The sequence below is a fragment of the Sphingomonas sp. 3P27F8 genome (assembly GCF_005502745.1).
Taxonomy (GTDB): domain Bacteria; phylum Pseudomonadota; class Alphaproteobacteria; order Sphingomonadales; family Sphingomonadaceae; genus Sphingomonas.
Window position 1 is genome coordinate 47,196 of record NZ_SCNL01000011.1, and the last position, 20,885, is coordinate 68,080.

The following is a 20,885-nucleotide window of genomic DNA, read 5'->3' on the forward strand; positions in this document are numbered from 1 at the left end:
ATGCGTATTCGCTCCATGCCAATCGGCGCGCCGCTGGCGATCGCCCTGGCAGCCGCGGCAGTCACTGCGACCCCGGTTGCCACGCTGGCACAGTCGGCGCCGTCGACCGGCTCGTCCGTCGTGCAGCTTGCCACAAACCGCGGCCGGCTGGTGACGCTGGCACGACCGATGAGCGATCTGTTCGTGGCCAATTCGGAAATCGCCGACGTCCAGGTTCGCTCGCCGACCCAGCTCTATATCTTCGGCAAGAAGGCCGGTGAAACGACCGTTTCGGCGACCTCGAAGGGCGGCGGTGTCGTCTATTCAGCCACGATCCGTGTCGGCAACAACTATGATTCGCTCGGCCAGATGCTCAAGCTCGCGATGCCGGAGGCCGCGATCACCGCGACGACGATGAATGGTGTCGTCCTGCTGACGGGCACGGTCGCCCAGCCGGACGACAGCGCCGAGGCCGAGCGCCTCGTCACGGCCTTCGTCGGCGAAGGCACGAAGGTTGTCAGCCGCCTGCGCACCGCCACGCCCTTGCAGGTGAACCTGCAGGTGAAATTCGCCGAGGTTAGCCGCAGCTTCATCAAGAATATCGGCTCGAACATCCTGACGCGCGATACGACGTCGGGCTTCGGCTTCGGCGTTCTGTCGGGCCGTTCGCCGGGCACGATCTCGAACTTCAACACCACCGGCCTGCCGATGATCGACGCCTCGTCGAAATTCGGGTTGCCGGCGGGTACGCTGTCGTTGCCGTTCGATCCGCGCACCGGCAATTTCGTCTATCCAAATTCCGGCAGCCAATATTCGTTCACGCAGGGAACGGAGCGCACGACGCTTGGCTTTGCGGGCAAGCTGTTCGGGCTTGACGTGCTTCAGGCGCTCGATCTGGGCGAACGGATCGGGCAGGTATCGACACTCGCCAATCCCAACCTGACGGCGCTCTCTGGCGAAACCGGCACCTTCCTGGCGGGCGGCGAGATTCCGATCCCGATCGCACAGGGCCTCGGCGCCGTTTCGATCGAATACAAGCAATATGGCGTCAGCATCGCCTATACGCCGACGGTGCTCGCCGACGGTCGCATCAGCCTGCGCGTGCGCCCAGAAGTGTCGCAGCTGTCCTCGGACACGGCGATCACCTTCAACGGCACCACGATCCCCGGCATCACGACACGCCGCGCGGAAACGACCGTGGAGCTTGGCTCCGGCCAGAGCTTCATGATCGCCGGCCTGCTCCAGAATTCGCACAACAACTCGATCGACAAGACTCCGGGCATCGGCGACCTGCCGGTGCTGGGCGCGCTGTTCCGCTCGAACGGGTTCCAGCGCAACGAAACCGAGCTCGTGATCGTCATCACGCCCTATCTCGTGAAGCCGGTCAACGCGAACGACATCGTTCTGCCGACCGACGGCTACAAGGCTCCGACCGATCTGGATCGCGTGCTGTTCGGCCAGCTTGGTGGCGGCACTAACGGCGGCCAGCGGCCCAAGCCGACGATGGAGGCCGGCCCGCCCGCGCAGCCATCCGTGGGCGTCGCCGCCCCGGTATCCCCGGTGCCTGCGCCCGAGCCCCGCCGCGACGAGGCTGATCGCAAGGCCGCGACGAAGCCGAAAGACAAGGCCGCACCGGCCGCCACGCCGGCCCCCGGCTTCTCGTTCAATTGACCCGCCAATCCGAGGACACGATCATGGTCAAGCGCACCCTGCTCCTCGCCGTTGTTCCCGCCCTCATGCTCGGCGGATGCAGCGGCACCAAGAACCGCGGGCTCGAATCCGTTCATCAGCCCGTCGTCAGTCGTACGGACTACAGCTTCGATGTCGGCGCCGGCGCCTATGGCCTCGCGCCGGGCGAGGAACAGCGCCTCGCCGGGTGGATGACGTCGCTCCGTCTCGGCTATGGCGATGAGGTTTCCATCGACGATCCGGCCGGTACGGGCCCTGCGGCGCGATCCGCAGTGGCGCGCGCCGCCGCCAGGTTCGGCCTGCTGGTGACCGATGGCGCGCCAGTCACCGGTGCGCCGATCGCGCCTGGCACGATACGCATAGTGGTCAGCCGGGCGCGGGCGCGCGTGCCCAACTGCCCCGATTTCTCGCGTACGCGCCAGCCGGAATTCGAGAGCAACACGTCGTCCAACCAGGGCTGCTCGATCAACTCGAACCTCGCCGCGATGGTTGCCAATCCCACCGATCTGGTGCGCGGCGAACCGGGCACGCAGGTCTATGACGCCGCGACCGGCACGCGCGCGATCACCGAATACCGCAAGGCCGCGCCAACCGGGAACGGCGGCACGACGCTGAAGACCGAAAAAACGGGGAACAAGTAAGATGAACGCTCCGTGGAAACCCGCCGGCGTCGCCCATCGCGAACCGTTCGTCGCCTACGTCTGCGACGACACGACCGCCGAGGCGATTCGCCCGATCGCCACCGAAATGGGCTGGGCGGCAGACAAGGTGAACAAGGGCGGCCTGCGAAATGCGGTCCAGTCCCTTTCCGTGTCCGCCAGTCCGCAGATCCTGTTCGTCGACCTCGCCGAATCGGGTGACCCGCTCAGCGATATCAATTCGCTGGCCGAGGTTTGCGAGCCGGGAACGATCGTGATCGCGTCGGGCCAGGTCAACGACGTGCGGCTGTATCGCGATCTGGTGGCGAGCGGGATTCAGGATTACCTGCTGAAGCCGCTCAGCCCCGATGCGCTGCGGGACGCCTTCACCCACGCGCAGACAATACTCAACGCGCCCAAGGCAACCGATGGCGCGGCCGATCGGCCGCATTACGCGGTTGCCGTGATCGGCACGCGCGGCGGTACTGGCGCATCCACCGTGGCGACATCGCTCGCGTGGCTGATGAGCGAGAAGGAACAGCGGACGACCGCGATGCTCGATCTCGACGTCCATTTCGGCACCGGGGCGCTCGCGCTCGATCTGGAGCCGGGCCGCGGGCTGACCGACGCAATCGAAAATCCGAGCCGCATCGACGGTCTGTTCATCGAGCGCGCCATGGTTCGCGCCTCCGACAAACTGTCCGTGCTGTCCGCAGAGGCGCCGATCAATTCGCCGATCGTCACCGATGGAAGCGCTTTCTATCAGCTGCAGGAAGAGATGCGCGCGGCGTTCGAATGCACGGTGGTCGATCTGCCGCGCAATATGCTGGTCGCGCACCCCCATCTGGTCAGCGATATGCAATGCGCGGTTATCGTCGCCGAACTGACGCTCGCGGCCGCGCGCGATACGATCCGCATCCTTTCCTGGTTGAAATCAAACGCGCCGCACATGAGCACGCTGGTGATCGCAAACCGCGTCCATGCCGGGCAGCAGCTTGAAATCTCGCGCAAGGATTTCGAAGGCTCGATCGAGCGCAAGATCGATTTTGTCGTGCCGTTCGATCAGAAGCTCGCCGCGCAGGCAGCAAAGCTCGGCAAGCCGATCGCGGAGGCGGGCAAGAGCTCCAAGACGATCGCGCCGCTCGTGGAACTCGCCCGCCAGCTTTGCCTGACCGGAGATGCCGGCGCGGCGGAGCCCGTCACCGGCAAGAAGCCCAAGGGCGGATCGCTGATCGGGCGGTTCACCGATTTTAAATCGCTTCTGCCCAAGAAACCGGCCGCAGCGAAAGCGAAGTGAGCGCGGCCGTGCGCAATCCCGCGCGGCACCTGAACACGAACGGATGAAGCCACGATGCCGTTGATGCCGATTGCCATGCTTGCGCTGGGCGCGCTGATCGTGATCGGCATGATCGCGTTCGCCTTCGCCGGGCCATCCGCAGCACGGGCCAGCGGCCGTCGGCTGTCCGCATTGCGCGAACGGCACTCCACCTCGCCGCTGATGGCGGTGGAAGCGCAGATGCGTCGCATCACCGGCAAGAATACGACCAAGGCGGATCAGGCGGCGATGCGCTTCCTGCCCAAGCCCGCCGAACTGAAAAAGCGTCTGCAGCGAACCGGCAAGTCCTGGACGGTCGGCCAATATGGCATGGCGACGCTCGGTATCTTCGCAGTCATCGTCATGCTGCTCACGTTGAAAGGGCTGCCACTGCTGCTTGCGCTGATGGTGGGCATCGGCGTGGGCGCGGGAATTCCACATCTGGTGGTGGGCTTCTTCATCAAACGCCGGCTCAACAAGTTCAATATCAAATTCCCGGATGCCATCGAGCTGCTCGTGCGCGGTCTGCGCTCCGGCCTCCCCATCACGGAGACAATGTCCGTCGTCGCGGCCGAGGTGCCGGGGCCGGTGGGCGAGGAATTCCGCATCGTTTCCGACAAGATGAAAATCGGACGCTCAATGGACGTTGCGCTTCAGGAAACCGCCGATCGAATCGGCACGCCGGAATTCCAGTTCTTCTGCATCACGATCGCGATCCAGCGCGAAACCGGCGGCAATCTGGCGGAAACGCTACAGAACCTCGCCACCGTTTTGCGCCAGCGCGGCCAGATGAAACTGAAGATCAAGGCGATGTCTTCGGAATCGAAGGCTTCCGCCTACATCATCGGTTCCCTCCCCTTCATCGTCTTCGGCCTGATCTGGATGGTAAACCAGTCTTACATGGCGAATTTCTTCATCGACCAACGGCTGATGATCGCCGGTGGCGGCGCCATGGTCTGGATGAGCATCGGCGCATTCATCATGGCCAAGATGATAAATTTCGAGATCTGACGCGATGGAACCTTCAACCAATCCGACGCTGATGGGGGTGGACGTCTATTGGGCGGCAACGATCCTGTCTGGCATCGCCGCGTTTGCGGTGCTGATCGCGATCTACGCCGCGCTCAGCGTGCGCGATCCGATGGCGCGCCGCGTCAAGGCGCTGAACGACCGTCGCGAGCAGTTGAAGGCAGGCATCACGGCCTCCACCGGGAAGCGCCGCGCGCAGCTTGTGAGGCGCAGCGACGGCGCAGATCGCATCCGATCGCTCCTGTCGACGCTGAAGGTGTTGCAGGACAGCCAGCTCAAGGACGCGCAGAGCAAGCTATTGCAGGCAGGCATCCGATCGAAGGAATGGGCGGTCGGCGTGATTTTCGGCCGGATGGTGCTGCCGATCGTGCTCGGCGGGATCATGGTATTCGTGGTCTACGGCACGAACAGTTTCGCCGAATGGTCCTCGCTAAAGCGCTACGGCCTGGTCGCGATCACCTTCATCGTGAGCTACAAGGCCCCCGATATCTTCCTCAAGAACCAGATCAGCAAGCGCTCGGCCGCGATCCGCAAGGGATTGCCCGACGCGCTCGATCTGCTCGTGATCTGCGCCGAGGCGGGGCTTACCGTGGACGCCGCCTTCCATCGCGTCGCAAAGGAATTGGGCAAGGCCTATCCCGAGCTTGGCGACGAATGCGCGCTCACGGCGATCGAACTTGGCTTCCTCACCGATCGCCGCCAGGCATTTGATAACTTCGCGAATCGGATCGCGCTCGAAGAAGTGAAGGGCATCGTCACGACGATGATCCAGACCGAAAAATACGGCACCCCCCTCGCCTCCGCGCTGCGCGTGCTTTCCGCCGAGTTCCGCAACGAGCGCATGATGCGCGCGGAGGAAAAAGCCGCGCGGCTGCCGGCGATCATGACGGTGCCGCTGATCCTGTTCATCCTGCCCGTGCTGTTCGTGGTGATCCTCGGGCCAGCGGCCTGCTCGATCAAGGACGCGTTCATCAACGGCAGGGTCTGATCCGGCGGAGCGACTTTCCGGCCGCATCGCCGCGCCGGAACGTCATTGCGGAATGATTCGTTGGGCTCTCGCAACGAAGAGGTTCCCGCCATGCTGTTCACCACGCCGACGCAATATCTCGCTCTCGCGGTCGCGCTGATCGCCGGTTGGCTGTTCGGGCTCGCCAGCCACCCCGGCGGCCGCAGGTGGCGCGACCGCTACGCCACCGAGCGCGATGCCCATGCGGCCACGCGCACCGATGCCGATCGAAAACTATCTGAAGCAAACGCCCGGATATCGGAACTGGAGCGGGAGAACCGCCGCCTCGAAAGCGTTGCTCCGCCCGCTGCGTCCACGATCGCGCCTAGCCCGCATGATGAAAATCAGCTCGGGTTGCGCCGGGATATCGACCGGATCGGTCCGAACGGCTGAACCTCGCCCCGCGGCTCCCTTTGGGTCAAGCTTCCGCCGCAATCGCTTGGCAAGGTTGATGCCAAGCGATTAAGGGCCGGGACATGAGCGACCGCGATACCATCCTCACCGCCATCAAGGCGCAGATCGAACCTTTCAACAAGAAGGGCGTCGTGGTGACCGACGCGACAACATTTCAGGGCGACCTGGAGTGGGACAGTCTCACGGTCATGGATTTTGTCGCCGCGATCGAGGACGAGTTCGACATCATCATCACGATGAACATGCAGGCCGAGATCGAAACAGTCGGCCAGCTCGCCGACACCGTTGCCAAACTGAAGGCGTAAGATGAGCGAGAGCGGCCTGCAGCCCGACGCGCCCGCGCCCGTTTCCGCGGCGCCCGCCGAACGCGATCTGTTCGACAAGTTCGCGCCGCTGATCGCTGAGCGGGAGGCACTGCTGTCCAGCGGCATGCGCGATCCTTTCGGCATCGTGATGGAGGAGGTGAAATCCCCCACCGTTGCGGTCATCAAGGGCCGCGAGACGATCCTGCTCGGCACCTACAATTATATGGGGATGACGTTCGATCCAGACGTGATCGCCGCGGGCAAGGCCGCTTTCGACAAGTTCGGCACCGGCACTAACGGCAGCCGCGCGCTGAACGGCACTTTCCACGATCATATGGAGGTGGAGCAGGCGCTGCGCGAATTCTACGGCACCACCGGAGCGATCGTTTTCTCGACCGGCTATCAGGCGAATCTCGGCGTCATCTCGGCGATCGCAGGTAAAGGCGAATACATCATCCTCGACGCGGACAGCCATGCGTCGATCTACGATGGCTGCGCGATGGGCAATGCGGATATCGTCCGCTTCCGCCATAATTCGGTCGAGGATCTCGACAAGCGCCTTGGCCGCCTGCCGAGGGAACCGGGCAAGCTTGTCGTGCTCGAGGGCGTCTATTCGATGCTCGGCGACGTCGCGCCGCTCCGCGAGATGGTTGCCGTCGCCAAGAAGCACGGCGCGATGGTGCTGGTGGACGAGGCGCATTCGATGGGCTTCTTCGGCCCCAACGGGCGCGGCGTCTATGAGGAACAGGGGCTGGAAGACCAGGTCGATTTCGTGATCGGCACCTTTTCCAAATCGGTCGGCACGGTCGGCGGCTTCTGCGTCTCGAACCATCCGAAGTTCGACATCCTGCGCTTCGTGTGCCGCCCCTATATCTTCACCGCCAGCCTGCCGCCGGCCGTGATGGCGAGCGCTGCCGTTTCGATCCGCAAGCTGATGCACGCGCACGACAAACGCGCCCGCCTGTGGGACAATACGCGCGCGCTGCACGGGGGATTGCAGCGTCTTGGTTTTCGCCTGCCGACAGACGAGCCGCAATCCGCCGTCGTCGCCGTCCTGCTGGACGATCAGGATCAGGCCGTCGCGATGTGGCACGCGCTGCTGGAAGCTGGCCTCTATGTGAACGTTGCGCGCCCGCCCGCAACGCCTGCCGGCACATATCTTCTGCGATGCTCGGTCTGCGCCGAGCATACCAGCGAGCAGATCTCGCGAGTGATCGCCATGTTCGAGGCCGCCGGCCGCGCGACGGCCGCAATCGGCTGACCATCGCGGGCGCGCTTTTCGCGCGCGTCCGGGTCTGATACCAATCCTGGTTGTGAGCGGGTTACTCGGGGGCACGATACCGGAAACCGTGGTATCGAAACTGCGCATCGTCATGCTGGCCGTGATGGGGGTGCTTGGCGTCGCCGTGCTCCTGGGGCTGATCGTGACGCTCGGCGAGGCGAATCGCCAGCGCGATCGCGCAATCCGGCTACAGTCACACAGTTACGACATCATGGTGCTGGCGCGATCGCTTGGCGGGACGATCGCGGAATCCGAGGCGTCGCTCGGCCGATTCGTCATCTCCGGCGACAAGCAGCTGGGCCGCCTTTACTACGACGAGTGGCAACTCGCCGGAAAGCAGATTGACCGGCTGACCGAACTGTCGCGTCAAAGCGATGGTCAGATTTCGCGCCTTGCGCGGCTGCGCGGCGCATATCAGCAACGCGGCAAGGAATTGTCGCTGATCGCGCTCAGCACCAATTACGGCAAGAACAACCAGGCGCTGTCGCTCTACTACGAGGCGCGGGAGTCGCCCTCGCTGGTATCCATCGACCGGCTGGTGGACGAGGTGACGCGCAGTGAGCGCGACCTGCTTGATCTGCGCACCCGAGAGACGCGCGACGCGATCGAGCGATCGACAAGGCTGGCGCGTATCCTCTCCGCGTTTGGCATCCTTATACTCATCGGCGCGATCGCACTCGGCACGCTCACGGTGCGCGTGCTGACCGAACGCGGCATCGCGCGGGCCGATGCTGACGCGGAGCGTGAACGCGCAGACAAGTTCGCCGCCGCCGTGACGGTCGCCACCGCCGAACTTCGGCAACAGGAAGCGCGATTGCGCCAGGTGCAGAAGATGGAGGCGGTGGGCCAGTTGACTGGTGGAATCGCGCACGATTTCAATAATATGCTGGCAGTCGTCATGGGCGGACTGGAGCTCGCCCAGCGCGGCCTTTCCGGCAAAGGCGCGCGCGCGGAAGTCGGTCGCCATATCGACAGCGCCATGGAGGGGGCAAGGCGCGCCGCCGCGCTGACCGGCCAGCTCCTGACCTTCGCGCGCGAAACCGCGATCAATCCGGAAGTCATCGGCGCAAGTGAATTGCTGCTCAGCATGTCCGACCTTCTCGATCGCACGCTGGGTGACGCGATCACGATCGCGATTCGGGATGAGAGCGACGGCTGGAAACTGCGGGCCGATCGTGTCCAGCTCGAGAACAGCCTCCTCAATCTCGCTGTGAACGCCCGCGACGCGATGGGTGGTCGCGGTACACTGACGATCGCGGCCGGCACCGTTTCTTTGGGCGACGGCGAGCGGGAATGCCCGGCGGGCGAGTATCTGACGATCGCCGTCAGCGATACGGGCTGCGGCATGACGCCGGAAGTCGCCGAGCGCGTGTTCGAACCGTTCTTCACGACCAAGCCGGTCGGCAAAGGCACCGGGCTCGGGCTCAGCCAGATCTTCGCGTTCGTCCGGCAGCAGCGCGGCGCGATCGCGCTCGATACCGCGCTCGGCGAAGGGACGACGATCACGCTCTACCTGCCACGCGAGGCAGCCGGCGAGGTGGCGCCGGCAACGGCGAACAAGCCGGTGGCGGACGTACTGCCCGCCTCCTCCTCGCTCGACGTGCTGGTGGTCGAAGATGATCCACGCGTACTCGCCGCCACGGTAAGCGCATTGAACGAATTGGGGCATCGGCCGATCGCGTGCGATGATCCGCTCGCGGCGCCGGAACTGCTCGCGACCCACCGGTCGATCGCGCTCATCATTTCCGACGTGCTGATGCCCACCCGAACCGGGCCGGAAATGATCGCCGCGCTGGACGACGATCATGCCCATATCCCCGTCCTGTTCGTAACCGGCTATGCCGGTGAAATCGACGGTACGGTCGCGTTCGGTGGCCATCATGTGCTGCGCAAGCCATTCACGCTGATGGCGCTGGAGCGTGCGATCGGCGCGGCGATCGCAGCCGGCCCGGCCACCGCGCACGCCGACCTGGTCACCGAATAACGCATCGATTTCGATCCGGCGGATATTTCCGGCTGACGCCCGGCATTCCCCCGCCTATACCGCCCCGATCCATACGCAGCGCCGAGTGACAATTCCCCGACCATGAAATCGATCGACCGCTACATGGCACGGCTGATCGCGCTGCCGCTGTTCTCCACGCTGGTTCTCGCGGCGATGCTGCTGGTGCTCGATCGCATGCTCCGCCTGTTCGATTTCGTCGCGACGGAGGGCGGCCCGGTTTCGGTCGTCTGGAAGATGCTGGCGAACCTGCTGCCCGAATATCTCGGGCTCGGCATCCCGATCGGGCTCATGCTGGGCATCCTGCTCGCCTTCCGCCGGCTCGCCACCTCATCCGAACTGGACGTGATGCGCGGCGTGGGGATGAGTTACGGTCGGCTGCTACGCGTGCCATATCTGTATGCGATCGGCCTCGCGCTGCTGAATCTCGCCATCGTCGGCTATGTCCAGCCGAAGGCGCGCTACGCTTATGAGCAGCTCCGCTTCGAGCTGCGTACCGGCGCGCTCGGTGCGTCGATCAAGGTCGGGGAATTTACCCATCTCGGCGACCGCCTTACGCTTCGGATCGAGCAGAGCCGCGATGACGGGCGCCAGCTTTCGGGGATATTCGTCCACACGCAGACGCCGAAGGGCGATTGGGTTGGCGTGACGGCGCAACATGGCCAGTTCCTCGCCACCGACGATCCGGATGTCATCATCCTGCGCCTCACCAACGGAACGCTGGTTCACAATCGCGCCGATTTTCGCACGCCGCGCGTGCTGAGCTTCAGCAGCCACGATCTGCCGATCAACCTGCCCAAGTTCGAGCAGTTCCGCGTCCGCAGCGGCGAAAGCCTGGAGGCGACGCTGCCCGAACTCGCACGCACCGGCCGCTCCGCCCAGTCCCCGCAGGAGCGCGACAGCAGCCGGGCGGAATTCCATTTCCGCGTGGCCGAAGTCGCTTCGATGTTCCTGCTGCCGTTGCTGGCGGTGGCGCTGGGCGTTCCGCCGAAACGCTCCACCTCGGCGCTCGGCGTCTTCCTGTCGATCGTGATGATCGTGACCTATCACAAGGTCAATCAATACGCCGCCACCGTCGGGCAGCAGGGGAGAATCGATCCGTTCATCGCCTTGTGGGTGCCGTTCCTGTGTTTCGCCGGGCTGGTGCTGTGGATGTATCGCACGATCGCCTATGTGCCCGGCGGTCAGCCGATCGGTGCGCTCGAGCGCGTGGCCGGCAAGGCCTGGAAAGCGGTGGCGCGGTACTTGCCCGGCCGCCGTCGCAAGGTGGAGGGTGCGGCATGACCTCCTTCTTCCCGTCACGCACCGTATCTCTCTACATGGGCCGGATGTTCCTGGTCCGGACCTTCGGCATCCTTGCCGGGTTGGTACTGGTGCTGCAGGCGCTCGATCTGCTTGGCGAATCGGGCAAGATCCTGGCGGTTCGCGGCAATGGCGACGCGCAGATCTGGTATTACGTTTCCCTGCGCGTTCCGCAGATCATCGCGCGCTTCCTGCCCTTCTCCGTCCTGCTCGGCACGATCCTGACGCTGATCACGATGAACCAGAACAGCGAGGTGGTGGCGCTTAAGGGCGCGGGCATGTCCGCGCATCAGGTGCTCGCGCCGCTGATCGTCGCCAGCATGGGCGTCGCGGTGGTGAGCTTTGCGTTCAACGACCGGATCGTGCCGCGCGCGACGGCGACACTCAACCGCTGGCAGAAGGTCGATTACGGCTCGATACCGGCCGAGCGTGGCGATCGATCGAACGTGTGGGTGAGATCCGGGCAGAATCTGGTCGAAGTCGATCAGATCACCGGGCGCGGCGACGCCGCGCGGCTTTCCGGGATCACGGTTTACGATCGCAGCGGCGGCGAGCTGCGTGGGATCACCACCGCGCTGCACGGCAAGCGTGTCGCCGATGGCTGGTCGATCTCGCCCGCGCAGCGCTTCGATGTCGCGAGTGGCAAGGTCACCAGGCTGGGCACGACAATTGTCGCGCGCGGCGTGACGTCGGACCAGTTGACGCTGGCTTCCGCCGATGCCGACGAGCTTTCGTTTAGCGAACTGAAGGCGGCAATCGACGATCTCGGGGCGGCCGGACGGCCCACCAAATCACTGGAGGGCTCGCTCTGGCACAAACTGTCCGGCCCGCTCTCCTCCGTGCTGATGCCGCTGCTCGGCGCTGTGGCGGCGTTCGGAATCGCACGATCCGGCAAGTTGTTCGTGCGCGCCGTCATCGGCATGGCGCTCGGCTTTGCCTATTTCGTCGCGGACAATTTCGCGCTGGCGATGGGCAATCTGGGCGCCTATCCGCCTTTTCTGGCAGCCTGGGCGCCCTTCCTGCTGTTCCTGTTCATCGGCGAAACGGTGTTGCTGCGCACCGAAGAATAAGCCTGGTTTCAGCGGCGCGGCAGCATCGTGCTCCGCGCAATCTTGCCGACCAGATACGGCAGGCTGCGATAGCTGGCATTGTGATAGCAAGACCCCGCGTCCAGCGCCGCCGTCAGGCGCCGATGCGCCTCGCCCAGCGAGTGATACGGGACACCCGGCAGCAAATGGTGAAGCGCATGATAGCGCAGGCCAACCGGCGCCCACAGCGCGGGGAGCACACCCGGCGGCGGCACGTTAACCGAATCCAGATATTGCGCGGTGACGGTCATCGCCTCGCCCTCGTTTTCCCACAGATGGGCGACGAGCGTGCGAACCTGATTAAGCACCGCCACGCCCGACGAGATCGCGAGCATGATAACAAAGGCGCGCAACGGGAGCGTGCCCGTGGCCACCAGCGCAAGTAGCGCGATCGCCCAGCATGCGCAGGCGATCTCGATCCGGTTCCACTGCGCGCGGAAATCGCCCTCGGGCATCCGGCGGCGGAACGCAGGATTGATCGCCAGCGCCGAATAACGCTCCACCACCATACGCCGCAACGGGGGGATCAGCAGCGATAGCGGCGAAAGCACGGCAAAACGGAACATCAGCGCGATCGGCGTCAGCCCGGCCACGACGATGAACGCCGGCAAGGTCCACGGCTTCATCAGCGCCAGCGGAAGATATTCCGGGTCCTCCGACGTGCCGTAACGCGTGCGAGCGTGGTGCAGGTTGTGCACCCCTTCATACATGAAGGACGGCACCAGCATCGGCACCCCGATGAACAGATTATAGGCGAAGCGAAAACCGGGGAGCACGGCGTGGCGCACATGCGTCAGTTCGTGGATGAAGCTCAACGCACGATATAGGGCAAGCACCGCGATCAGCGCCGCGGCGATCGCGATCCACGTCGAACCGCTCAGGACCGCGAGCACGAGTCCCGCATAGCCGATCGCGACAGATCCCAGGAAATCCCCCCAGTATATGCCCGCGCGCGGCGCGTTGATGTCACGCGTCAGTTCCGCGGCCGCCTTCAGCATCGCGCGGTCGTCTGCGATCGGCAAGCGCGCCGTGCTGTCGGTCGCGGCTTCGCGGTCGAGAATAATGCTGGTCATGGCGTGGCTCATTGCCCGAAGATAGTGGCGATACGGTGGCCTTTACAGGTCGGCGATCGCGCGATGATGACGGAAAGGTCACTCGCCATGATCGCTTCGGGCGATTATTGCGCTGATCTCATGGCATCAGCACTCACTATCCGCCCCGTCCTGACGAAGCGTGATCGCAAGACCTTCGTCGACTTCCCCTTCAGGCTTTACCGCGACGATCCGAATTGGGTGCCGCCGCTTAAAGGCGAAGCGCTGGGGCTGATAACGCCGGAAAAGAACGGCTGGTACAGCCATGCGATTGCGCAGCTTTTCCTCGCCGAGCAGGACGGCCGCGTGGTCGGTCGCATCTCGGCACATATCGATACGCTGGCGCTGGAGATGCCCGCCGATCGCGGTTTCGGCCCGGGCACCGGCTTCTGGGGGCTTATGGAGGCCGAGCGCGAGGAGGTGTTCACCGCGCTGATTGCCGCAGCGGAAGGCTGGCTGCGCGAGAACGGCACCACGCGGGTGATCGGGCCGGTATCGCAATCGGTGTGGGAAGAGCCGGGGCTGCTGATCGAGGGCTTCGATCATCCGCCCACGGTGATGATGGGTCATGCCAGGAAAGAATATCGCGGCTGGGTCGAGCGGGCCGGTTATCTCCCGGTGAAGCAGCTTCTCACCTACGATCTGGCGATCGACAAGGGCTTCCCCCCGATCGTCAACCGCATCGTGGCATCGGGCGAAAAGAACCCGCGCATCCGGATCCGCGAAGTGGACAAGTCACGCTTCATGGAAGAGGCGACGATCATCCTCGGCATCCTTAATGATGCGTGGTCCGACAATTGGGGGTTCGTGCCGCTCACGCAGCCTGAGATCGACGATATCGGGGTGAAGCTTAAGCCGATTGTCTTCAACGACCTGATCCGCATCGCCGAATTCGACGGGCGGCCGGTGGCGTTCATGATCACGCTCCCCGATCTCAACGAGGCGATCAAGCCGCTGAACGGTAACCTGCTGCCGTTCGGCTGGGCCAAGCTGCTGTTATGGCTCCGCAAGCCAAAAGCACATACGATGCGTGTGCCGCTGATGGGGGTGCTGAAAGAGCTTCAGTCGTCGCGCCTCGCCAGCCAGCTTGCTTTCATGATGATAGAGTTCATCCGTCGCGACGCGGTGGCCCACTATGGCGCCACACGCGGCGAGATCGGATGGGTATTGGACGATAATCAGGGCATGAACTCGATCGCAGGCGCGATCGAGAGCAAGGTCAACAAGGTATATCAAATCTACCTTCGCGAGATCTGACCGCGAAACGGGCGGTCCGCGACGATAAGGGTCGACACGGGCCGCCCAGCACGCTGGGTCACTTGGCGAGCGGATCCAGGCCCAATTTGGTCCATTCGGCGCGGGTGCGGCATACCTTCGTCGGCAGACGTGAGCCGGTGAAATTATCGACCACGCAGATCCGCTGGGTCGACGAAGGCTCCGTACCCGCGACTGGCGCGGCGGTCGCCGGCGCCGCGGTGCGGGCGGCGGCGGGTACGGCCGACGCGGCGGCGATTGCGACGGCGGCGACGATCAGGGACTTGGTATTCATAGCTTCCTCCTCCGAAATTCTGGCAGCGTTTCGTGCTGCGATCATCGGATTGCATCTGCCGTGCCAAACTTGAATATTGTTTTATATCAGTGTCTTAGTAAATTGATTACAGTTGTAATCCGCCAGATGTTGGCGCATCGTCCGAAATGGAGGTGCGTTCCGCCACGATGCGCGATCACATCGACAGCGAGAGCTTGATGACGGCGCCGATCTGCATAGACATGGCCGCCAAAGCTGCGCACTGACACGTTTTGCGAGATGCAGGATTTGCGATGATGGAAGGCGCGCCTACGATCGATCCCCACCGCGTATGGCTGTCGGAGGCGATCCGACGGATCGAGGCGGATTTCAATCGCTCGGCAGATACGCATCTGATCCGCGTCGATCTGCCGAACCATCGCGGGATCACTCTGTATCTGAAGGACGAAAGCTCGCACCCCACCGGCAGCCTGAAGCACCGGCTGGCGCGCTCGCTGTTTCTCTACGCGCTGTGCAACGAATGGATCGGGCCGGACACCTGCGTGATCGAGGCGTCATCCGGCTCGACGGCGGTGAGCGAGGCGTATTTCGCGCGGATGCTGGGGTTGCGCTTCATCGCGGTGGTGCCCGGAACCACCGCCGCGCCGAAGCTCGACGCGATCCGTTTCCAGGGCGGCGAGATCTACACCGTGGACGATCCGCGCACCGTCTATGAGGTCGCGCACCGGCTCGCGAAGGAAACGCGCGGGCATTATCTCGACCAGTTCACTTATGCCGAGCGGGCGACAGACTGGCGCGGCAACAACAATATCGCCGAGAGCATCTTTACCCAGATGGCGCGCGAGGAGCGCCCGATCCCGGAGTGGATCGTGTGCGGGGCGGGCACCGGCGGCACCTCGGCGACAATCGGGCGGTTCATCCGCTATCAGCGCCATGCCACGCGCCTGCTCGTTGCTGACCCGGTCCATTCGATATTTCACCGGCATTATGCCGATCGCAGCATTGCCCAGTTACCGGCGGGCTGCGCCTCCTGCATCGAGGGTATCGGGCGTCCGCGCGTCGAGCCGAGCTTCGTCCCGGGCGTGATCGACCGTATGGTCGCGGTCGAGGACGCACAGAGCATTGGGGCGATGCGCGCGCTGTCCGATCGGCTCGGGCGGCGTGTCGGCGGATCGACCGGCACCAATCTGTGGGCCTGCGCGCAGCTGGTCGAGGAAATGGCGGCGGCCGGAGAGCGCGGCAGCATCGTGACGCTATTGTGCGATGGCGGCGATCGATATGGCTGCACCTATTATGACGACGCATGGCTCGCCCGGCGGGGCATCGATTGGCGGAGCGCGGCCGACCGCGTCGCGGCATTATGGGCATAGCGACAGCCTCGCTGGCGTTCGGCACGAACGAAGCCGGGCCTGCCACTTTAGTCGCCGGCGATCCACACAGCGGCACCGTCCGCGAGCGGACGATGCCCGAGCTTTCGGACGTTGCGCTTTTCGTCGTCGCCGTGATCGCGATATGGCTCACGCGGCGCGCATTGCGGCGGCGAATGCAAAAACGTCCGCCACGCGGTTGACCGCGCGCGCGCCAGGCGGCACCGCTGCCGTCATGGCCGACGATACATTCGACCGCCTCGAGGCGACGATCCGCGCGCGCAAGGACGCGGCGGCGATGAAGTCCTACACCGCCAGCCTGTTTTTCCAGGGGCGCAAACGGATCGCGCAGAAGCTGGGCGAGGAAGCGGTGGAGACCGTTATCGCCGCCTGCTCTGGCGACGATGCGAAGATAATTCCCGAGGCGGCAGACCTGATTTTCCATCTGCTCGTCCTGCTTGCCGACGCCGATCTGTCGCTGGACGACGTGCGCCGCGAACTCGACCGGCGCGAAGGCCAGTCCGGTCATGACGAAAAAGCCGGCCGGCCACTTTCCTTCCGTCCCGAATAGCCAGAGGTGACACATGGCCGTCGACGCCACCCAGCCCTATGACGACCAGAACGTCTTCGCGAAGATCCTGCGCGGCGAAATCCCGTCGCGCCGCGTTTACGAGGATGAATTCGCCCTCGCCTTCCACGATATCGCACCATGGGCGCCGACACATATTCTGGTGATCCCCAAGGGTAAGTATGTTTCGTGGGACGATTTCAGCGCCAATGGATCCGATGCCGAGGTCGCCGGCTTCGCCCGCGCCGTTGGCCGGGTGGCGCGCGATCAGGGGCTCGTTGCGCCCGGATATCGCCTGCTCGCCAACACCGGGCTCGATTCGCATGCGGAGGTGCCGCATCTGCACGTCCATATCCTCGCAGGCCGGTCACTCGGCCCGATGCTGGTACGCAACGACAGCCGCGATTGATCGCGCACACGTTGAGACTTTGCGGATGCCGTATTCGCCGCTAGGCTTGACGGCTTAACATATTCGGGCCGCCGGAGAGGCGGTCGAGGGAGGAACATGGCAACTAGACCCGCAGAAGGTCTTCTCGGGCGGATGATGCTTCGCAAAACGGTGGAGCAGGTCCAGCGCGAAACACAAGCAAGCGAACTTAAACGGACGCTCAGCGCCGCAAATCTCGTTTTCCTCGGTATCGGCTGCATCATCGGCGCCGGCATCTTCGTCCGCACCGGCAATGCCGCCGCGCTCCATGCCGGCCCCGCCGTACTGATCTCATTCGTCGTCGCGGGCGTGATCTGCGGGCTTGCGGGCCTGTGCTATGCCGAACTGTCCTCGACGCTGCCGGTATCGGGCTCCGCCTACACCTATTCCTACACCACGATCGGCGAGTTCGCTGCCTGGGTGATGGGCGCGCTGCTGTTATTGGAATATGGCCTGGCCGCTTCCGTCGTCGCGGTCGGCTGGTCGGGCTATGTCGTGTCGCTGCTGCGCGATTACGGCATCGTCATTCCGGTCGAGCTTACCGGACCGAGCGGCCATGCGATCATGGCCAACGGCGCGGCCGTCCTCGGCGCCAATGGCGCACCGCTGACCTATCTGTTCAACCTGCCCGCTTTCGCTATCTGCGCGGTGCTCGGCGCCCTGCTTGTCGTTGGTGTGAGCGAGAGCGCGAAGGTCAACAACGCGATCGTGCTGGTGAAGATGACCGTCATCATCGCCTTCATTCTGATCGTCGGCTGGTTCGTTATCCAGAATTTCGGCACGTTGAAGGCGAACTGGGATCCGTTCATCCCGCCGCCGTCTGGCGAAAAGGGCGAGTTCGGCTGGGGCGGCATCATGCGCGCCGCGTCGATCGTTTTCTTCGCCTATATCGGGTTCGAAGCTGTTTCGACTGCCGGGCAGGAGGCAAAGAACCCGGCGCGCGACATGCCGATCGGCATCATCGGCAGCCTCGTCGTCTGCACCGTTATCTACATGCTCGTATCGGTCACGATGACGCTGATCGTGAATTACAAGATGCTCAACGTGCCCGATCCGGTCGCGGTCGCGGTCGATGCGCTCGGCCCGCAGTGGAGCTGGTTCGCGAAAATCATCAAGATCGGCGCGATCGTCGGCCTCACCTCCGTCGTGCTGGTGCTGATGTATGGCCAGACGCGCATCTTCTACACGATGGCGCGCGACGGGCTGTTGCCGCGTGTGTTCGCCACGGTCCATCCGCGTTTCAAGACGCCGTGGGTCAACACGATCCTCGTCGCGCTGATCGTCGCATGCGCGGCAGGCTTCTTCGACATCAATACGCTCGGCGACATGACCTCGGTCGGAACGCTGGCGGCATTCGGCATCGTCTGCCTGACGGTGATTTACCTGCGCCGCTCGCACCCCGATCTGCCGCGCGGGTTCAGGGTGCCGCTCTATCCGGTGCTGCCGGCGCTCGGGATCCTGTTCTGCTTCGGGCTGATCTTTTCGGTCGAGACGCGCGTCCTGATCTTCTTCGCCTGGTATGCGGCGGCGGCGATCGTGCTTTATTTCGTGTACGGCATGCACAATTCCCGCCTGTACAAGGGCCTTGATGAAATCGACGGCGGACAGATGGGCGAATATGTCGCGCCCGTCGGGAAGCAGCCCTAACCGGTGATCTTTCGGCCCGTTCACTCTTCGCAAGCGCGGGGTGAACGGGCTAGAGGACGGGCATGAGCGCCCTCCCCTCGAACGACCCGGATGCCGCCGCCGAGCTGGAGCGGCTGGCACGCGAAATCGCCTATCACAATCGCCGCTACCACACGGAGGACGCGCCGGAGATCGCCGACGCGGACTATGATGCGCTGGTGCAGCTTAACAACGCGATCGAGGCGGCCTTCCCGCATCTGGTCCGCGCTGATTCGCCGTCCCGCGCCGTCGGCGCCGCACCCGCCTCGCATCTCGCCAAGGTGCAGCATGCGAGGCCGATGACCAGCCTCGACAATGCCTTTGCCGACGAGGAAGTGGAGGAATTCGTCGCCCGCGTCCGCCGCTTCCTGCGGCTGCCCGAAGACGCGCCTGTCGCGCTGACTGCGGAACCGAAGATCGATGGCCTGTCCTGCTCGCTACGCTACGAAAAACGTCGGCTCACGCAGGCACTGACCCGCGGCGATGGCACTACCGGCGAAGACGTGACCGCCAATGTCGCGACCATCGGCGATATCCCCAAGATCTTGCCGGCCGATGCGCCGGATATCTTCGAAGTGCGCGGGGAGGTCTATATGGCCAAGGCCGATTTCACCGCGCTCAACGCGAGGCTCGCGGCCGAGGCGGTGGAAAGCGGCAAGGACGCGCGGCAGTTCGCAAACCCGCGCAACGCCGCCGCCGGCTCGCTGCGCCAGAAGGACGCCGCCGTCACCGCCAGCCGGCCGCTGCGATTCCTCGCGCACGGCTGGGGCGAGACGTCGGCCTTGCCCGGCGGAACGCAGTTCGACGTGATCGAGGCGATCCGCGGCTGGGGAATACCGGTCGCCGATGCCTTGGCTCGCGTGAATGATATCGCCGAGGCTCTCGCACATTATCGCGCGATCGAGGCGAGGCGCGCGGATCTCCCCTTCGACATCGACGGCGTGGTCTACAAGATCGATCGGCTCGACTGGCAGGAGCGGCTCGGTTTCGTCGCACGCGCGCCGCGCTGGGCGATCGCGCACAAGTTTCCCGCCGAACGCGCGCAGACCACGCTTGAGGCGATCGATATCCAGGTTGGCCGCACCGGCAAGCTCACGCCGGTCGCGCGGCTTACCCCGGTCACCGTTGGCGGCGTCGTCGTCTCGAATGCGACGCTGCATAACGCTGACGAGATTGCGCGGCTGGATGCGCATCCTGGTGATCGCGTTGTCGTGCAGCGCGCCGGCGATGTGATCCCGCAGATCGTCGAGAATCTCTCCCGCGCCGAAGGGCGTGCGCCGTGGCCCTTCCCCACGCATTGCCCGGAATGCGGGTCTGAAGCGGTGCGCGAGCCGGGCGAGGTAGACTGGCGCTGTTCCGGCGGCCTCGTATGCCCGGCGCAACAGGTCGAGCGGCTGAGACATTTCGCCTCGCGCCACGCGCTCGATATCGAAGGGCTGGGCATCACCAATATCGAGAGTTTCTTCGCCGACGGCCTGATCGCGCGCCCGGCGGATATCTTCCGCCTGACCGAAGGGCAGTTGCTCGCGCGCGAGCGCTGGGCGGAAGTGTCCGCGCGCAACCTGATCGCGGCGATCGACGCGAAGCGCAATCCGCCGCTCGATCGCTTGCTGTTCGCGCTCGGTATCCGCCATATCGGCGAGGTGACCGCGCGAGACCTTGCACGGCGCTGGCGAAGCTGGCCGGCGTTCCGCGCGATGGTGCAGACCGGCATCGATAAGCGGGATGCGATGCTTCAGGCGATCGGCGAGAGCGACGACAAATTGCTTCAGCGTACCGCCAGGGAACTCGCGCTGATCGCGGACACGAAGCAGGTCGGGCCGGAAGTGGCGCTCGCGTTGATCGACTTTTTCGCCGAAGCGCAGAATGATGCCGCGGTCGCGGATTTGCTCACCCAGGTGACGCCGGCGGACGTCGTCCACGAAACGCGCGCCTCGGAAGTTTCCGGCAAGACCGTCGTATTCACCGGCACGCTCGAAACGATGAGCCGCGACGAGGCGAAGGCGCAGGCCGAATCGCTCGGCGCGCGCGTCGCGGCATCGGTGTCGTCCAAGACGGATCTGGTCGTCGCCGGCCCGGGCGCCGGATCAAAGGCGAAGAAAGCCGCCGAGCTGGGCATCCGCGTCGTGGACGAGGCCGCGTGGCAGGCGATCGTCGCGGCGGCGGGATGATGCGGCGAGGTGAGTGTCG

General features: G+C 64.4%; 19 protein-coding genes. 17 read left to right on the forward strand and 2 right to left on the reverse strand.

Translation table 11 applies throughout. The annotated features are described in order from the left end of the window. From FFS35_RS13420 to lptG, 11 genes are all read left to right on the forward strand, one after another. Positions 1 to 1,650, forward strand: coding sequence for a type II and III secretion system protein family protein (locus FFS35_RS13420; RefSeq protein ID WP_137787603.1), 1,650 nt, complete (start codon positions 1 to 3; stop codon positions 1,648 to 1,650). Positions 1,651 to 1,673: 23 nt separating this feature from the next. Continuing rightward, the gene (locus tag FFS35_RS13425; RefSeq protein ID WP_137787604.1) at positions 1,674 to 2,309 is read left to right on the forward strand and encodes a CpaD family pilus assembly protein; all 636 of its coding nucleotides are present in this window, start codon (positions 1,674 to 1,676) and stop codon (positions 2,307 to 2,309) included. 1 nt (position 2,310) lies between these two features. Next, positions 2,311 to 3,603, forward strand: a complete 1,293-nt coding sequence (locus FFS35_RS13430; RefSeq protein ID WP_137787605.1) for a pilus assembly protein CpaE — start codon at positions 2,311 to 2,313, stop codon at positions 3,601 to 3,603. 54 nt (positions 3,604 to 3,657) lie between these two features. Continuing rightward, the gene (locus FFS35_RS13435) at positions 3,658 to 4,632 is read left to right on the forward strand and encodes a type II secretion system F family protein (protein ID WP_137787606.1); all 975 of its coding nucleotides are present in this window, start codon (positions 3,658 to 3,660) and stop codon (positions 4,630 to 4,632) included. A gap of 4 nt (positions 4,633 to 4,636) precedes the next feature. Continuing rightward, positions 4,637 to 5,638, forward strand: coding sequence for a type II secretion system F family protein (locus FFS35_RS13440; protein ID WP_171007628.1), 1,002 nt, complete (start codon positions 4,637 to 4,639; stop codon positions 5,636 to 5,638). 60 nt (positions 5,639 to 5,698) lie between these two features. Continuing rightward, positions 5,699 to 6,049: a hypothetical protein gene (locus FFS35_RS13445; RefSeq protein WP_212742212.1), complete on the forward strand. Its 351-nt coding sequence runs from the start codon at positions 5,699 to 5,701 to the stop codon at positions 6,047 to 6,049. An 83-nt stretch (positions 6,050 to 6,132) separates the two neighbouring features. Then, the gene (locus FFS35_RS13450; RefSeq protein ID WP_137787607.1) at positions 6,133 to 6,375 is read left to right on the forward strand and encodes an acyl carrier protein; all 243 of its coding nucleotides are present in this window, start codon (positions 6,133 to 6,135) and stop codon (positions 6,373 to 6,375) included. A 1-nt stretch (position 6,376) separates the two neighbouring features. After that, entirely contained in the window at positions 6,377 to 7,636 is a 1,260-nt protein-coding gene (locus FFS35_RS13455) for an aminotransferase class I/II-fold pyridoxal phosphate-dependent enzyme (RefSeq protein ID WP_137787608.1), read from the forward strand. Positions 7,637 to 7,688: 52 nt separating this feature from the next. After that, positions 7,689 to 9,641 (forward strand): ATP-binding protein, encoded by a 1,953-nt coding sequence (locus FFS35_RS13460; protein WP_349290327.1) that lies wholly within the window; start codon positions 7,689 to 7,691, stop codon positions 9,639 to 9,641. 102 nt (positions 9,642 to 9,743) lie between these two features. Then, on the forward strand, positions 9,744 to 10,943 hold the full coding sequence (gene lptF, locus FFS35_RS13465; protein ID WP_171007629.1) for an LPS export ABC transporter permease LptF: 1,200 nt from the start codon (positions 9,744 to 9,746) through the stop codon (positions 10,941 to 10,943). Beyond that, a complete protein-coding gene (lptG, locus tag FFS35_RS13470) occupies positions 10,940 to 12,031 on the forward strand; it encodes an LPS export ABC transporter permease LptG (RefSeq protein WP_137787609.1) in 1,092 nt (363 codons plus the stop codon). Before lptF ends, lptG begins: the two co-directional genes overlap by 4 nt. Positions 12,032 to 12,039: 8 nt before the next feature. Here lptG and FFS35_RS13475 read toward each other — a convergent pair whose 3' ends face one another. Further along, positions 12,040 to 13,122 carry a fatty acid desaturase gene (locus tag FFS35_RS13475; protein WP_249341634.1) on the reverse strand — a complete coding sequence of 361 codons (1,083 nt, stop codon included), beginning with the start codon at positions 13,120 to 13,122 and terminating at the stop codon, positions 12,040 to 12,042. 120 nt (positions 13,123 to 13,242) lie between these two features. Between FFS35_RS13475 and FFS35_RS13480 the strand changes: the two genes are divergently transcribed. Beyond that, positions 13,243 to 14,397, forward strand: coding sequence for an N-acetyltransferase (locus FFS35_RS13480; RefSeq protein WP_137787611.1), 1,155 nt, complete (start codon positions 13,243 to 13,245; stop codon positions 14,395 to 14,397). Between the two features lie 58 nt (positions 14,398 to 14,455). Here the strand turns inward: FFS35_RS13480 and FFS35_RS13485 are convergent, their stop codons facing one another. Beyond that, the gene (locus FFS35_RS13485; protein ID WP_137787612.1) at positions 14,456 to 14,689 is read right to left on the reverse strand and encodes a hypothetical protein; all 234 of its coding nucleotides are present in this window, start codon (positions 14,687 to 14,689) and stop codon (positions 14,456 to 14,458) included. 275 nt (positions 14,690 to 14,964) lie between these two features. Between FFS35_RS13485 and FFS35_RS13490 the strand changes: the two genes are divergently transcribed. From FFS35_RS13490 to ligA, 5 genes are all read left to right on the forward strand, one after another. Next, on the forward strand, positions 14,965 to 16,038 hold the full coding sequence (locus tag FFS35_RS13490; protein WP_137787613.1) for a PLP-dependent cysteine synthase family protein: 1,074 nt from the start codon (positions 14,965 to 14,967) through the stop codon (positions 16,036 to 16,038). Between the two features lie 232 nt (positions 16,039 to 16,270). Continuing rightward, positions 16,271 to 16,606, forward strand: coding sequence for a phosphoribosyl-ATP diphosphatase (locus FFS35_RS13500; protein WP_137787614.1), 336 nt, complete (start codon positions 16,271 to 16,273; stop codon positions 16,604 to 16,606). Positions 16,607 to 16,619: 13 nt separating this feature from the next. Next, positions 16,620 to 17,012: a histidine triad nucleotide-binding protein gene (locus tag FFS35_RS13505; RefSeq protein WP_137787615.1), complete on the forward strand. Its 393-nt coding sequence runs from the start codon at positions 16,620 to 16,622 to the stop codon at positions 17,010 to 17,012. A 96-nt stretch (positions 17,013 to 17,108) separates the two neighbouring features. After that, the gene (locus tag FFS35_RS13510) at positions 17,109 to 18,677 is read left to right on the forward strand and encodes an amino acid permease (RefSeq protein WP_249341635.1); all 1,569 of its coding nucleotides are present in this window, start codon (positions 17,109 to 17,111) and stop codon (positions 18,675 to 18,677) included. A gap of 62 nt (positions 18,678 to 18,739) precedes the next feature. Next, positions 18,740 to 20,866: an NAD-dependent DNA ligase LigA gene (gene ligA / locus FFS35_RS13515; RefSeq protein ID WP_137787616.1), complete on the forward strand. Its 2,127-nt coding sequence runs from the start codon at positions 18,740 to 18,742 to the stop codon at positions 20,864 to 20,866. Positions 20,867 to 20,885: the final 19 nt, after the last annotated feature.